We start from the raw sequence: 15,252 nt of genomic DNA on the forward strand, positions 1-15,252 counted from the left end.
CTCCGGAGTTGCACCGGATGTGATCACCAGCATACACAGCACAGGCCAGACTTCAGCGATGTCCAGCTGGCTACCGCCGAAGCGGGAGCGAGGGGGTTAATCCTCGTCCCGCGGCGGGCGCTCCACCACTTTGCGTTTGCCCTTGGCGCAGCGCGACAGGGCTTTCAGGCCGTCGCCCTCGAAGGCGTCCACCCGAATGACGTCGTACAGCGCTTCCAGGGCTTCCAGAAGTTTGTCACATTCGGCTTCCTTGATAATGCCTTTGTCGCAGGCCCAGTCCACCAGTTCCTTGCGCTGGTGCCCCATCAGCAAGGCAATGCCGTCGATCTCATCCTCGTTGCGGCTGCGAATGGCTTCGTGCAGGCGATTGCGCATATCCACGGTTTCATTGGCCAGGCGATAGGCGTTGAGGACCCGCCCCAGCGGATCGTCCGGATCGGTGTTGATGTAGGCACCGCGGCTGACCCGCTGGCGTACCGGGGTGTCCTTGACGATGGTGTCTGCCACCTGCGCCCCGAGCTTGTCATCGGGACCGTTGAGCCCCGTGGCGCCCAGCGGGAACACCAGTAGCCGCAGCGGCCAGCGCAGGGCCGGTACCGGGAAGTTGATGATGGCATCGCGCATGGCGTCCTGCAGGTCCCGCAGGCAGGTTTTCAGGCTCCACTCCACCAGCGGGCGCTGGTCTTCCGGGTAGCCTTCCTCATGCCACTGTTTGATGACCGCGGTGGCGTAGTACAGATGCACCAGGCAGTCCGCCATGCGGCCGGACAAACGCTGGCGCGCTTTCAGGCCACCACCGACGGTCAGCAGGGTCACGTCGGTCATCAGGGCAAAGGCGGCGGAGAAGCGCGCCAGCTGACGGTAACAGGGCTTGATGTCGCCCTGGCGTGGCACGGTTTCCAGCATGCCCCGGGTCAGCCCCAGCACAAGCGCCCGTAGCGCATTGCGGGTGGTGTGCGCGATGTGACGATAGAAAATGCCATCGAATTTCCGGACGGCCTTGTCCTGATCTTCCATCCCGGCGGCTTCGATTTCCTCGACGATAAACGGATGGCAGCGAATCGAGCCCTGCCCGAAGATCATCAGGCTGCGGGTGAGGATGTTGGCGCCCTCCACGGTAATGCCGATGGGGACAGCCTGGTAGGCGCGGGCCAGGAAGTTGCGGGGGCCGGTGATCACGCCGCGGCCGGCGACAACGTCCATGGCGTGGTTGATCACCTCGCGCATCAGATCGGTGTTGCGGTATTTCAGCACGGCTGAGGGCACCGCCGGACGCACGCCCCGGTCCAGCATGCCGGCGGTCAGCAAACGTGCGGCATCCATCATGTAGGTGTAGCCGGCGATGGGCTCCAGGGCTTCCTGCACCCCTTCAAACTGGCTGATGGAGCGGCCGAACTGTTCCCGTGTCAAGGCGTAGGAGCCAGTGGCCAGGCTGGCGACTTTACCGGCCCCGGTGCCCAGCGCGGGCAGGGAAACCGAGCGCCCTATCGACAGGCACTCCAGCAGCATGGTCCAGCCCTTGCCGAGCATGTCCTGGCCGCCGATCACCTGGTCCATGGGGATAAACACCTCGGTGCCCCAGGTGGGCCCGTTCATGAACACCGTGTTCATCGGCAGGTGGCGGGCACCGGCGTTCACCCCTTCGGTTTCCCGCGGCACCATGACACAGGTCACGCCAATGTCGTCCTGATCACCCAGCAATTTGTCCGGATCATACACCTTGATGGCCAGACCAATCAGTGTGGCCACCGGTGCCAGGGTGATGTAGCGCTTGTTCCAGGTGACCTTCAGGCCGAGAACTTCTTTGCCTTCCCATTGCCCCTTGCAGACGATGCCTTTGTCAGGGATGGCACCGGCATCGGAGCCGGCCACCGGTGAAGTCAGGGCAAAGCAGGGGATTTCCTCGCCACCGGCCAATCGGGGCAGGTAGTGTTGCTTCTGCTCGTCGGTGCCGTAGTGCATCAGCAGTTCGCCGGGCCCGAGGGAGTTGGGCACCATCACCGTGACGGCGGCAGAGACACTGCGGGTGGAGATCTTCATCACGATCTCCGAGTGGGCGGTGTTGGAGAAGCCAAGGCCGCCGTCCTCCTTGGGGATGACCAGCCCGAAGAAGCCGTTCTCACGGATGAACTTCCAGACCTTGTCCGGCAGATCGTATTCCTCGTGGGTGATTTTCCAGTCGTCCAGCATGGCGCACAGTTTTTCCACCGGGCCGTCGAGAAAGGCCTGTTCCTCGCTGGTCAGGTGGGCGGGTTTGGCGTCCAACAGCTTCGACCACTGCGGCTGTCCGGAGAACAGCTCACCGTCCCAGTCAACGGAGCCGGATTTGAGGGCTTCGGATTCGGTTTCGGAGAGTTTTGGCAGACGGTTGCGAACCCAGCCCAGCAGCGGGCGGCTTAGCTTGTCGAGGCGAAGATCGCCCGGGAACACCAGCAGCAGGGCCAGGGCCAGCAGGCCACCGCCGAACACCAGGCTGAGCAGATGCCAGTCGTCCTGGAAGAAGCCGGCCACGGTGGCAATGGCCATCACGGCTGCCGCCGTTTTCCCGCCAATTCCCAGATAAATTAGCACCAGTGCACTGATCAGAAGGAGCAGAACGCTCATGAACAGACCTCCGTATCGAGAGTGAAATCAATCAGATCTGTCCCTAACCATCGGTCAAAGACTGGTCAGTTGCAAGCGGCCGACACGGATTCTGGCCTGTTTTCCGGGTGTCACACGTAACTGGCGGCAAACACCAGACCGAGCACCACGGGCATCACCACCAGGCTGCCCAGGTTGCTGATCAGCACCAGTGAGGCCACTTTATGGGGTTCCTGCTGGTATTGCTCCGCCACCATGTAGTTCAGCACCGCCGGTGGCAGGGCGGCGAACACCCAGAGCGACGCGATCTGCAGGCCAGGCAGGTCCAGCAGGGCGATCATCGGCCACGCCAGAATCAGTCCCGACGCCGGGCAGGCGATGGCGCCGAGCATGCCCAGTTTCCAGTCCCGGAAATCCACGTCGAGCATGCGCACCCCGAGGGCGAACAGCATCAGTGGAATACAGATACCGCCAAGCATATCCATGGATTCCAGCAGCCAGCCCGGTATCGGCACTCCCGCCAGGTTCACCGTCAGGCCGGCAATACTGGCAAACACAATGGGCAGGCGCAGGCGCTGAATGATCGAGGTGTGGGGGTCCAGCATGTACAGGCCGACGGAGAAATGCAGCAGCATTTCCACGATGAACAGTACGATCGCGGCCGGCAGTGCTGCGTCTCCGAACGCCAGTACCAGGATAGGAATGCCCATGTTACCGGAGTTGTTGAACATCATCGGCGGCAGGAAGGTTTTCAGGTTCAGGTCCAGCACCCGTGCCAGCGGATACAGCAACAGGCCCGATCCGAGCACGACCACGGTGGCGGCCAGCGCCAGGCTGGCATAGTCCTGTAGCGGTGCCTGCTGATCGGCCAGCACAGCAAACACCAGCAGCGGCACAAACAGTTCCATGTTGAGCTTGTTGAGACCCTGGATATCCGGGGTACGGTAGCGACCATACAGCGCGCCACAACCGGCAATAAGAAACACCGGTAACATCGTGGACAGGATCTGACCAATCATTCTCAGGCTCCGAAAGGTTCGCCGCAACACCCGGCGGGCACAAACCGTTAGGTTCGCAAGTATCCACGGTGGTGGGCAAGTGAAACCTGCCCATGTTCGACCAAAGCCCAAGGGGGCATCGGTATCGCAAGGACAGCGGCTTGCAGCGGTCCATATGGCTGTCACAGAATGAGGGTCGTTTCACACCAACCGGAGTAGATTGTGGCCACCGATTTCGACAACCTTGTCCGCCGTGAACAGACCTGTTCGGTAAAATTCGACGCCCGCAAAGCCGTTTTCGGGCGGGAGGACGTAATGCCCCTGTGGGTGGCGGACATGGACTTTGCCGCGCCGGCAGCGGTCACCCAGGCGCTGGAAGCCCGGGCCCGACATCCGGTGTATGGCTACACCCTGTTCCCGGACAGCCTCTATCAATCGATGATCGACTGGTTTGCCGATCGCCATGGCTGGGTCATCGAGCGCGAGTGGATTCTGATGGCGCCCGGCGTGGTGCCGTCGTTGCACGCCGCCTGTCTGGCGTTTGCCGGCGCCGGTGAGGGGGTCATTATACAGCCACCGGTTTACCCGCCGTTTTTCAGCTCGGTCCGGCAGACCGGCCGCACCGTGATCGAAAATCCCCTGCAGGAAACGGGGGGTTACTACCACATGGATCTGGCACATCTCGAGGCGTGCGCTGCCCGTGAGGAGGCCCGTTTGCTGCTGCTGTGTTCCCCTCATAATCCGGTCGGTCGGGTGTGGCGTGAGGAGGAGCTGCAGCAGGTTCTGGACATTGCCCGTCGCCACCGGCTGGTGGTGGTGTCTGATGAAATCCATTGTGATCTGGTGTACCCCGACAAGCCCCGGCATCACGTGCTGGCTCGCCTGGGGGGACCTGATGATGCACTGATCACCGCGGTCGCTCCCAGCAAAACCTTCAATATGCCGGGCCTCGGGTTGTCGGCACTGGTGGTGCCGGACCCGGCACGCCGTCAGGCCCTGAAAACCGTGTTTGATTCGATGCACATGAGCCAGTGCAATCCGTTCAGCGTCACCGGGTTCGAGGCGGGTTACCGCAACGGAGCGCCCTGGCTGGACGAACTGCTGCCTTACCTTCAGGCCAACCGCGACTTCGTCGCAGCGCACTTGCGCCATCGTTTACCGGAGATTGCCGTGACCGAGCCGGAAGGCTCCTATCTGCTCTGGCTCGACTGTCGGGCGCTGGCGCTGACGGACCCCGAGCTCAAGCGATTCTTCATTGAAGAAGCCGGCATCGGTATGAACCCCGGCATCAGCTTTGGTGACGCCGGCCATGGATTTATGCGGATGAACGTCGGTTGCCCCCGAGCCGTGCTGGCGGAAGCGCTGGAGCGTATGGAACAGGCGGTCAGCGCAAGGTTCCGTTAACAACGGCCCGACAAGCTGTCAGCAACTTTTACAGTTGGCCTGTTGCCGAATCCCCCGAGTGATCTCAGGTGATTGTTTTCGCACCACTAAGCGTCAAACGGTACGCGGGATGCTTTTGCCATGGAGCAGTATTCATTAACGGAATACGGGGATAACCCAGGGAGGCAAGCATGCCAAAATCGACACTGGCCACGTTGTTGGCTGTGGTTCTGTTTTTACCAACGCTGGCAAGTGCAGCGCTGATATCTGCCAGCTATCAGGTGAATCTGCATGGAGCAGATCCCGGATTGGTGGTGGACTCCACTGATATAGCGGCAAATCCGTTCGCTTTTGAACTGGATGCAGGTGAGAGTGAGTATTTCACTCTTTTCCGGATCTGGACCGATGAGTCGGCGGTAAACGGTGATGATCAGGTCGCGAAAGACATTTCCGTGGACTTCAATTTCACCTCGCCGGACGCGCTGTCAGGTTCTGTCACCGGTGACACGGTTGGCATCAAAGGCGGCTTCTTTGGCAGCTATCAGGCCGGCATGCTGACCTGGGATAGCGCCCTGGATCTGGCCTTCGGCGATGGCGGTCTGATGAGAGTGACTCTCTACGACGCCATGTTCAATGAGGGCTATCTGTGGGGCACTGCAGACGGCTGGAAACACGGCGCCAAGGTGAAGGCGAAAATTGAGCTGATCACCGACGCTGCGTCCGTCCCGGAGCCGGGAACGCTGGCTCTGTTGGGGTTGGGTTTGCTGGGGCTGGGTGTGAGAGCTCGCCGCCGCACCGTCTGATCCCTGTTGTGGAACTGCGCGAAACCCGGGTCACACCCCGGGTTTTGTTGTTTTAGCGGTCGGGAGCTTGCTGCGGTGTGTGGGCGTTCGCTGCCGCTGTTGGTTTGCCCGCAAGGGTGGCCAGATACAACCCGGCAAGAATCAGCAGACCACCCACGATGTGGAAAAGCCCCAGCCGTTCGTCCAGAAACAGGCCGGCCATGACGGAGGCAAACACCGGGGTCAGATACATGAACATGGCGGCCCGCGCCGGTCCGATCCGGTGTACACCGAAGTTCCAGAAGGCATAGGCAAGAATGCCGGGGAAAAACGCGAAATACAGCAGTGGCATGAGGGTGGCCTGGCCGAGCTCAAAGCCGCCTTTGAACACCAGCAACTCGACCAGATAGAACGGCAGAATGATCAGTGTGCCCAGGGCTATCTGGGTGGTCAGAAACGTCAGCGCCGGCAGTGGCACTGCCTGGCGCCGCAGCAGAACCGAGAACAGGCCCCAGCTGGCCACGGCGGCCACCATGATCAGATCACCGGGCTGGGCTTCCAGGTTCAGCAGCACGGAAAACCGGCCGCGGGCGACCACGGTGAGGATACCCAGCACCGCCAGCGCGATCCCCAGCACCTGCACGGGCCGGGTGCGGTCACCGAGCAGCAACCAGGCCAGCAACGCGATAAAAATGGGAATGGTGGCGTTGATCAACGCGATGTTGGTGGCTGTGGTGGTGATGGCGGCGTAGTACAGCAGGGAGTTGAACGCTGCCACGCTGAAGGTGGCCAGCGCCACCATGGACCCCAGATACTGCCGGATGACCCGGCGGTGGCGCAGCATGCCGGGCAGACCGAAAGGCAGCAAAACCGTCAGCGCAATGACCCAGCGCCAGAACGACATGGACAGAGGCGGGATACTCTCAATGGTGCCCTTGGCAACGACGGCGTTACCGGCCCAGAACAGCGGGGTCAGCACCAGGCCCGCGTAGGCCAGCCATAACGACTTTGACGATTGCATGGGTGCCATATGAGTAGTTCGGCTCCTGTTGCGGCGTTCGTGCCCCGGGGTGCGGGCCCGGAACACGTCGGAAGCCGATAGCATACTACTCGCCGGGCACTTCTGCCTCCGTACCAACGTGGTAGGCGGCAAAACCGGCCATCACCACCTGGTCCACCGCCATCCCGATGATGCGCCCGTCACTGATGGCGCGTATCGGATGCTGGGCGTTGGTGATGGGGTCTGCCACATAGCCCAGCACTTCGCCTTCGCTGACCCGGGCACCAAGATCCACCTCGCTGAACAGAATGCCGCCGTTCGGCACTCGCACCCAGTTGGAGTCGTAGTAGACCGGCTCGGGGTCACCCCAGACAAACATCCGCGAAATCATGCCTTCCTTGTCCAGCAGGCTGGTGAGGCTGTTCACACCGGCATCGATCTGATGCTCCTGGATGCGGTGAGATTCACCGGCTTCCATGGTCACGGTGCGGATGCCGGCGTCGACGGCGGCGGTGCGCAGCATGCCGGACGATCCGGTGCTGTGCACGACCGCCATGCGATCAAAGCCACGGGTGAATGCGGCCACGTCCGGGTTGTTCATGTCCGCGCGAAGTTGCGGCAGGTTGGTCCGTTTCTGGGAACCGGTGTGGATATCCACCAGCATGTCGCATTTGCGAATCACGTTCTCGAACAGCGAGTACGCGATACGATCTGCCAGGCTGCCGTCCGGGCTACCCGGGAAATGGCGATTGAGATCCCGACGATCCGGCAGGTAGCGGGTGGCCTGCTGGAATCCCGGCAGGTTGACGATGGGAATACCGACGACCCGTCCGGACAGTTTTTCCGGATTGAGGTCGTACACCGTGCGGCGCACAATCTCGATACCGTTGAGCTCGTCCCCATGAACGGCGGCGGTCAGGCACAGGGTGGGGCCGGGGTTGACGCCATTGACCACCAGCACGGGGGTGGGCTGGGACAGGCCGGCGATCTGGATATTCGGTGACCAGGACAGCCGGGTCGACGTGCCGGGCCGGACTTCGGAGCCCAGCAGCGCAAAGGCGGTGGCCTGCTCCGGTACCGGAGCGTCGGTTGCTTCTGCTGCCTCGCCTGGCGGTTCCGGTACAGTTGCGATGTCTTTGAGATCGATGTCGGGAGCCACCTTGGCCGGCTCGTCTGTGTTGGCGCCTTCCGGCGGTTCGTCCTGTGAGGGGTTTTTGCGTGCCGCCCTGGGTGTCGCCTCCCGCAGCGGCAGAGAATTTTCTACGTCTTCGACGCTTTCATCCTCAGCCAGTTCGGCAACCAGCACCTCCCTGTCGCTGATTTCCTGGTCAGCCAGCGCTGGCTGGGCGGCAGTCAGCGCCGCTGCAGTCAGAGTGCCAGCCAGTAGGGTGTATGACAGGTTGTTGAACCGGTTAAACAGCATAATTCCTCACAGATCGTCAGCCAGTCAGGGCACATTCCCGGAACCGGCATCGTAAACGGCCACTAGGATAAAGCGCCCCTGCGAACATGAATACGGCTGTGACAAAGGTTTAATGCCACCTTCATGAAGTCTTTGTTTATTTCCGCAAAATGGCGTAATACATACATCTACAGGCGCCGTTTTACGTTCCTGTGACATTTATACGTGCTGAAGGGAGTGAACTGTATGGATCTTTTGCGAATTCTGGTTGCGATTTTGTTACCGCCGTTAGGCGTGTTTCTACAGGTAGGTATTGGTAAGCATTTCTGGATCAACATCCTGTTGACCCTTCTCGGCTACATTCCCGGCATTGTGCACGCGGTCTATATCATCGCCAAAAAATAGGCGACAGCGACCAGCCCGGGTACGCCCCGGGCTCAGTCAGAGGTTCTCTCCGGTCACCGACCAGACACTGTTCTTCTCCCGGGCTTTGCCATCCGCCTTCAGTTTCACCAGATGGGCCAGCGCCGAGCGGGCGGCAAGGCCGTGGATCGCCGCCGGCACGTCGTCGTAGGCGACCGCCGTCAGATCTTTCAGGGTCACTGGCGCAAGCTGCGCCAGAGCCTTGGCTACTTTGTGCTCCCGCGCCAGACGATGGGTGATCAGGTAGTCGATCACCGCCTCCGGATGTCCCATCAGAAAGCCGTGGGCCGGTGCAATGAAACGAATGGATTCCGCCAGCAGGTCGTACAGCGCTTCCAGATACGCTTTCATATCTCCGTCGGGTGGATTGATCACCACCGTGGAGCCTTGCATGATGTGATCGCCGGAAAACAGCAGTTGCTGATCCAGCAGTAAATAGCAGATGTGATTCGATGCGTGACCCGGGGTATGAAGGGTCTTCAGGATGCCGGCCTCGGTGACGATGAGATCACCGTGTTCCGGTTGGTCATCGGGTGCAAACGTTTGGTCCTGAGACGCCCCCGCGGGTGCCGACAGCCCGAACACCCGGCAGTTGGTACGGGCTTTCAGCGCCGCTGTGGCCGGCGAATGATCCAGATGGGTGTGGGTTACCACCACCTGATCAATGACCCCGCCGGTCAGTTCCAGAATGCGCTCGATATGAGCCGCATGGTCCGGACCGGGATCCAGCACGGTGAACCGCTCATGACCGATCAGATAAGTGTTGGTGCCGGGCCCGGTCATCATCCCGGGGTTCGGCGCTGTTAAGCGGATCACCCCGGCCGCCACTTCCACCGGCTGCCCCGGCACGATCTCCGCGTGGGTCGAGCCCTCCCCCTCCGGATCCAGTTTTGCAGCTTCGTCATAAGCCGGCGAACCCGGCTCCAGCATGACCTGCTGGCCTTTTTTCAGCGCCGGCCAGGGCTGATCGGGGAACGGCTCTGGTGGGTTGGCGTGGGCATAGCGCATGACCGCTTCGGTGGACTCGAAACTGCTGAGTATCCGCAACGTGCGGATCGTTGGCAGCCCTAGCAAACGCTTGCCGTCGCGGTGCTCTGCCAACGCATCGGCCGGACTCATCCACACATGATCGATGGTCTCCACGCCATCATGGCAGGCGGTCTGGTCTGCGGGCGCCACGGTCACGAAAAACCGGGTATCGAACCGCCGTGGCGGTCCCGGCGGCGTGATCCAGTGCCCCAGATAGGCCAGCCGATCCAGCGGAATGGCCAATTCGTGCTGAGCACACAACTGCGCCAGTGACCGCTCACCGGCGAACAGCGCTTGGCGCTCTTTGTGTACTGGGTGGTGGCCACCGATGGTGGCCCCGTCTGCGTCCACCGCCAGCAGAATCCCGGCCTCCTCGAAACACTCCCGCACCGCGGCCAGCATGTAATCCGCACCGCCCTCATCCAGACTCAGGGTCTGACTGATCTGCGCATCCGCCGGCCCCAGAGCATGTTCCCGCGCCAACGGTTCCTGCTGATCCACGGCACCGCCCGGAAACACGTAATAGCCAGGCAGGAACACCGCATCCCAGGTACGTTGAAGCAGCAGCACCTGCAGACCTTCTGTGGTGTCGCGTGTCAGAACCAGTGTGGCAGCAGGGCGAATATCCATAGACGTTCCGTTGTTAATTCTTGAGTGCGCTGACAAGGTTAGAACGAGGGTAGGAAAGTCCTTTCCTGCCCTCACCACCTCCAAGTCAAAAGGCGCATGAGTTCAAACGCAAGATAACCCATTTCTGGCAGAGCGTCCCGAGATGACCACTAAAGTCCAAGAGCGTATGATTCCGCTCTCACCCGAACTCGCACAGAAACAGGTACCCGACCTTGGCTCGTATAAAGCTTTCATTCCCGGACGACGTGTTTTGTTTTGAAACCCGGATGCCCGTCCGCATCACCGACATCAATGGCGCCAACCATCTGGGAAACGACGCACTGATTTCCATGCTCTCCGAAGCGCGGGCCCAGTTTCTGGTGAAGTACGGTATCCAGGAGGCCGACCAGAACGGTGTGGGTATTATCGTGACTGACCTGGCCACTATGTATCAGTCGGAATCCTTCTTCCCGGAAATGCTGCGGTTTGAAGTGGGGCTGATGGACTTCAACAAGTACGGTGGCGATTTCGTGTTCCGTGTCAGCAAAGCCGACAGCGGGCAGCCGGTGGCTCTGGCCAAGTACGGTTTTGTGTTCTTCAATTACCAGCGCAAGACCGTGGTGCCGATGCCGGAGACGTTCCGCTCACGCTTTGACTGAGCGCTGCAGTTTGGCCATGCCGGCACGATAGAAGGTATAGGCCATGGTGCCGGCCAGCAGATTGCCCAGCAGCGCGCCGCTCATCAGCCCGGTCAGATCGCCCAGCCGGGCCCCGACCCACAGCAGCGGCAGAAAACACACGAACAGTCGCAGCGTGGATACCAGCAGTGCCCGCAGCGACAGCCCCAGGGCATTGCACACCGACACCATCAGCATGCACACCCCCAGCCCGCTGTAACTCAGCGGCACCCGCACCAGATAGTTACCCAACACCTCTTGCACCTCGGCGTCGCTGGTGAACAGTTGCGCCACCAGCCCGGAGGCCAGTACCCAGATCAGTCCGATGGCCAGCTGCCAGGCCACCACAAAGCGCACCGCCAGCCGCACCAGCGTGCGGATCTGGCCAATGTCACCGGCGCCCAGCATGCGCCCGATCATCGGCGGCATCGACATGGTCAGCGCCAGCACCACCACAATGGAGAAAAACTCCAGCCGCGTGCCCAGTCCCCAGGCAGCCACCGCCGCCGAGCCGAATCCTGCCACCAATGCAGTGGCCAGCATGGCCGCCGCCGGCGGCATCAGTTGACTGACCATGGCGGGTGCCATGATGCCGTTGAGCTGCTTCAGGGTGTTGAGCAGATTCAGCTGGCGCAGCTCAAAGCTGATCCAGTGTCGCTTTAGCAGCGCCGGGTAAATGATCAGCGCGCCGATGCCGAAGGCGGTAATGGTTGCCCAGGCCGCCCCCGGCAGGCCCCAGTCAAAGACAAAGATATACAACGGATCAAGGGCAATGTTGAGCAGGCTGGTGGCGATCATCAGGTAGCCGGGCAAACGGGTGTCGCCGTGGGAGCGGCACACGCTGTATCCGAAATAGAGCATGGCGCCGGTCCACGCCGATACCAGCCAGGGCGCCCAGTATTGGTTGATCACCGGCCGCAGGGCGGCTTCCGCGCCCAGCAGGTTCAGAATAGGGCCCTGCAACAGCCACACCGAGGCACACAACAACAACGCGAGACTGGCACCCACCGTGATCACCAGACCGCCCAGCCGCTGGGCGCGCAGGTCATCACCCTGACCAAGGGTGCGGGAGATAATGGCGGTGGTGGCAATGCCGAGACCCACGTACATACCGCTGACCAGCTGTTGCATGGGCACGGTAAAGCCGAGAGCGGCCAGCGGATCACGACCAAGCTGGCCGACAAACACGCTGTCGGCCAGCTGGAAGGTCATCAGTGAGAGCACCCCGAACAACATGGGCCAGGTCATGGTGAAGAGCTGGCGGGCAAGGGAGGGGGTGTCGGGTGCGTTACTCACTGGTTGACAGGTGCTCGAATCGGAACGTGAAGGGCGCCGTAGGTCGGGTCAGCGCAGCGTAACCCGACAGTCTACAGGATCAGGCCAATATCAGAGTGCCTTCAGCGCCGCGTCGTAGTCCGGCTCGTGCTTGATGTCGTCAACCAATTCGCTGTGCAGAACCTTGTCGCTCTCATCCAGGACGATCACCGCCCGTGCGCACAGTCCGGCCAGTGGTCCACTCTGGATGGCCACGCCGTAGTCCTGCTGGAAACTGTAGTTGCGGAAGCTGGACAGCGGAATCACCTCTTTCAGGCCTTCGGCACCGCAGAAGCGACCCGCGGCAAATGGCAGGTCCGCAGAGACAACCAGAACCACGGTGTTGTCGAGGCTACTGGCCTGTTCATTGAATTTGCGGGTGGAGGCGGCGCACACACCGGTATCGATGCTGGGGATGATGTTCAGGATTTTGCGCTTGCCGGCGTAGGCGTCGAGTTTGACGTCTTCCAGGCTGGTGTTGGTCAGGGTCAGTGCGGGGGCGTTGTCGCCGACCTTGGGGAAGGTGCCGCTGACTTCGATGGGATTGCCGTCAAGGTTAACGTTGCTCATGGAATGCTCCTGTTGTCTGGTTTGTTCTGACTAGCCTACTCTGTTTAGCGCAGAATGGATTGTTTTGCACCTCAAGTTCGGGAGACGTCGGCCAGGGTAGCACTTCCCAAAACACGCTCAAGCCCATCCCTCTGGCTAACGCGTTGAAACCGACTCGGGCTCGAAGCCCACTGCCGGATGGCGTTGAACGAGCAGCAGGTAACTGGCCAATGCAGCGGCCGCACAGGCTGCGATAACGGTCGCCATGACCAGTGAGGTGCCGTTGTGCAGGTGGCCGACGAGTACCCCGGCCACGGCGGCGATGGCCATCTGGGTGAAGCCGAACAGGGCGGAGGCGGAACCGGCCATGTGGGGGAAGTTGGCCATGGCACCGGCCATGGTCTGGGGCAGCACCATGCCGACGCCGATCATGAACAGGCTCTGGGGCAGGATCACGGCCCACACGCTGTAGACCTCAGCCAGTGCGAGGCCGGCCATGACCGCGCCCGCGCCAACGGCAATGGTCAGGCCGCGAAGCAGGATCTGATCCGGCATCAGCCCGCTGCCGAGGCGGACGGCGGTGAGGTTGCCGGTGATATAGCCCACCACGATGCAGGCGAAGAACAGCCCGAAGTGCTCGGGTTCAACGCCGAGAAAATCGATCAGCACGAAGGACGAGCCCGACAGGAAGGCGAACAGGCCGGAGAAGATCAGCGCGTTGGTCAGGGTGTACCCGAGGAAACTGATGTCGGTGGCGATGGTGCGATAGTTGCGCATCAGGCTGCACATCCGCAGTGGCTGGCGGTGTTCCGCGCGCATGGGCTCGGGAATGCCGTAGGCCACCACCACCGCCATGATCAGTGCGTATCCGGCCAGTGCCACAAAGATAGACGCCCAGCCAAGGCCGGAAACCATAAACCCGCCGATGGTTGGCGCAACGGCGGGCGCCAGCGCCATGATGCTGGCCAGAATCGCCATGATGCGAGCGGCTTCACGTGGCGTGTAGATGTCACGAATCGCGGCACGGCCGAGTACGGGTCCGGCTGATCCACCGAGGGCCTGCAGGAAGCGGCACAGCATCAGGGTTTCGATGTTGGTCGCGAAGGCACAGCCGATACTGGCGAGGGCAAACAGCAGAAAGCCGCCAATCATGATGGGCTTGCGGCCAAAGCGGTCTGCCAGTGGGCCGCAGACCAGTTGCGCCAGGGCAAAGCCCAGCATGTAAAGGCTCAGTGTCAGCTGCACCTGATCGGTACCGGCGCCAAAATCGGCGCCAATCTGCGGTAACGCTGGCAAATACATATCGGTCGCCAACGGCCCCAGAGCCACAGCGGCGGCGAGTAATATGGTTGTCCAAACGCTGGTCAGCGCAAGCATGAAATTTCCCGATCGTATGTAAAGATGAGCAAGCCCCTCCCTACTACCTGCGACCTACTCGAAGTCAGAGAAGTCTACGCTTGGAACCGATGTCCGATAACAACCGGAACCCTCATACAACGTATGAGCAAAATCGATTGATTAATCGTTAAGGCCATTCATGGTCGCGGCCACGGCGTTCACCTGGTTGCGTAGCCAGCGGTGAGCGGGGTCGTTCTGATTGCGGCGATGCCAGAGCATCAGCAGGGTGAAGGGTTTGAAATCGAAGGGTAGAGGCACCCAGGCAAAGCCCCGGAGTAAATGGTCACTCATCCGTTCCGGCGCCGTGGCCAGCATATCCGAGCCTCGCAGAAACTCCGGCAGGCCGGAGAAGTTGGACACCGTCACCGCATTACGCCTGGTCAGCCCGCGGGTGTTCAGCGACGTTTCCAGGGCCGGCTTTTCGCCGGTGGCGAACAGCAACGACACATGGTCGGCCTTCAGGTAGTCCGCCATGTCCTGCGGCGGCGCCCGGTGATCCGGATCGTAGAACACCACCATCCGGTCTGCCATCAGGCCACGCTGCATGATGTCCGTGGCTTCCGGCGCGTGAGGCGAGATGATCAGATCGCAGACATCCTTGCGCAGCATGTCGGCCGTGGGAATGCCGGAAGGAACTACCTGCAGCCGAATCCCTGGCGCCTCCTGACGCAGCGTGCGGAGCAGTCCCGGCAGCAGCAGATCGCGCTGATAATCGTTGGCCGCGATGGTGAAGGTGAACTCGGCCGTGGCCGGGGTGAACAGTGGGCCGCTGGACAGCGACTGCAGATCGTCCAGAATCTGCCGGATATGGGGCCCGGCCCCCAGTGCGTACTGAGTCGGCGCAATGCCGCGGCCGGACTTCACAAACAGCGGATCACCCAGCGACTGCCGCAAACGGTCCAGGGTATGGCTGACCGCCGACTGACTGACGCCGAGGCGAACCGCCGCGCGGGACACGCTGCCCTCATCGAGCACCGCGAGGAAGGTGGTCAGGGACCGGGTGTCGAGATTCAATGTATCGATGCTGTTCATGGATCGAAGTGTAATCCACTTCCACCCGGGCCGCCTACCTCTCCCTGCCTGCGTTCGAAGACGCTTTGCCGGC

13 protein-coding genes are annotated in these 15,252 nt (G+C 61.4%); 4 read left to right on the plus strand and 9 right to left on the minus strand.

Annotated features, from left to right (window positions below):
• Positions 1-96 precede the first annotated feature (96 nt).
• Together R0125_RS12615 and R0125_RS12620 are read right to left on the minus strand one after the other, a co-directional pair.
• Positions 97-2,604 carry an acyl-CoA dehydrogenase gene (locus R0125_RS12615; protein WP_317238408.1) on the minus strand — a complete coding sequence of 836 codons (2,508 nt, stop codon included), beginning with the start codon at positions 2,602-2,604 and terminating at the stop codon, positions 97-99.
• Between the two features lie 110 nt (positions 2,605-2,714).
• Positions 2,715-3,602, minus strand: coding sequence for an AEC family transporter (locus R0125_RS12620; protein ID WP_248181911.1), 888 nt, complete (start codon positions 3,600-3,602; stop codon positions 2,715-2,717).
• Positions 3,603-3,803: 201 nt separating this feature from the next.
• On the opposite strand from R0125_RS12620, the gene R0125_RS12625 reads away from it, so the two are divergent.
• Together R0125_RS12625 and R0125_RS12630 are read left to right on the plus strand one after the other, a co-directional pair.
• Entirely contained in the window at positions 3,804-4,985 is a 1,182-nt protein-coding gene (locus R0125_RS12625; RefSeq protein ID WP_410797641.1) for a MalY/PatB family protein, read from the plus strand.
• A 170-nt stretch (positions 4,986-5,155) separates the two neighbouring features.
• Positions 5,156-5,767: a PEP-CTERM sorting domain-containing protein gene (locus tag R0125_RS12630; RefSeq protein WP_248181912.1), complete on the plus strand. Its 612-nt coding sequence runs from the start codon at positions 5,156-5,158 to the stop codon at positions 5,765-5,767.
• 52 nt (positions 5,768-5,819) lie between these two features.
• Here the strand turns inward: R0125_RS12630 and R0125_RS12635 are convergent, their stop codons facing one another.
• Positions 5,820-6,776 (minus strand): DMT family transporter, encoded by a 957-nt coding sequence (locus R0125_RS12635; RefSeq protein ID WP_248181913.1) that lies wholly within the window; start codon positions 6,774-6,776, stop codon positions 5,820-5,822.
• Positions 6,777-6,852: 76 nt separating this feature from the next.
• A complete protein-coding gene (locus tag R0125_RS12640) occupies positions 6,853-8,169 on the minus strand; it encodes a succinylglutamate desuccinylase/aspartoacylase family protein (protein WP_317238409.1) in 1,317 nt (438 codons plus the stop codon).
• 225 nt (positions 8,170-8,394) lie between these two features.
• Here R0125_RS12640 and R0125_RS12645 point away from each other — a divergent pair, with 225 nt between their 5' ends.
• A complete protein-coding gene (locus R0125_RS12645) occupies positions 8,395-8,553 on the plus strand; it encodes a YqaE/Pmp3 family membrane protein (protein WP_248181915.1) in 159 nt (52 codons plus the stop codon).
• Positions 8,554-8,589: 36 nt separating this feature from the next.
• Here R0125_RS12645 and R0125_RS12650 read toward each other — a convergent pair whose 3' ends face one another.
• Positions 8,590-10,230: an MBL fold metallo-hydrolase gene (locus R0125_RS12650; protein WP_317238410.1), complete on the minus strand. Its 1,641-nt coding sequence runs from the start codon at positions 10,228-10,230 to the stop codon at positions 8,590-8,592.
• 212 nt (positions 10,231-10,442) lie between these two features.
• Between R0125_RS12650 and R0125_RS12655 the strand changes: the two genes are divergently transcribed.
• A complete protein-coding gene (locus tag R0125_RS12655; protein WP_317238411.1) occupies positions 10,443-10,868 on the plus strand; it encodes a thioesterase family protein in 426 nt (141 codons plus the stop codon).
• Here the strand turns inward: R0125_RS12655 and R0125_RS12660 are convergent.
• The 4 genes from R0125_RS12660 to R0125_RS12675 form a co-directional block, all read right to left on the minus strand.
• The gene (locus tag R0125_RS12660; protein WP_248181992.1) at positions 10,854-12,134 is read right to left on the minus strand and encodes an MATE family efflux transporter; all 1,281 of its coding nucleotides are present in this window, start codon (positions 12,132-12,134) and stop codon (positions 10,854-10,856) included. The genes R0125_RS12655 and R0125_RS12660 overlap by 15 nt on opposite strands.
• Positions 12,135-12,272: 138 nt before the next feature.
• Positions 12,273-12,770: a thiol peroxidase gene (gene tpx / locus R0125_RS12665; protein WP_248181918.1), complete on the minus strand. Its 498-nt coding sequence runs from the start codon at positions 12,768-12,770 to the stop codon at positions 12,273-12,275.
• A gap of 135 nt (positions 12,771-12,905) precedes the next feature.
• Positions 12,906-14,126, minus strand: a complete 1,221-nt coding sequence (locus R0125_RS12670; protein ID WP_317238412.1) for a Bcr/CflA family multidrug efflux MFS transporter — start codon at positions 14,124-14,126, stop codon at positions 12,906-12,908.
• 141 nt (positions 14,127-14,267) lie between these two features.
• Positions 14,268-15,179 (minus strand): LysR family transcriptional regulator, encoded by a 912-nt coding sequence (locus R0125_RS12675; protein ID WP_317238413.1) that lies wholly within the window; start codon positions 15,177-15,179, stop codon positions 14,268-14,270.
• Between the last annotated feature and the right edge of the window lie 73 nt (positions 15,180-15,252).

The sequence above is a fragment of the Marinobacter sp. M-5 genome, from assembly GCF_032911545.1.
In the GTDB taxonomy this organism is placed as follows: domain Bacteria; phylum Pseudomonadota; class Gammaproteobacteria; order Pseudomonadales; family Oleiphilaceae; genus Marinobacter; species Marinobacter goseongensis.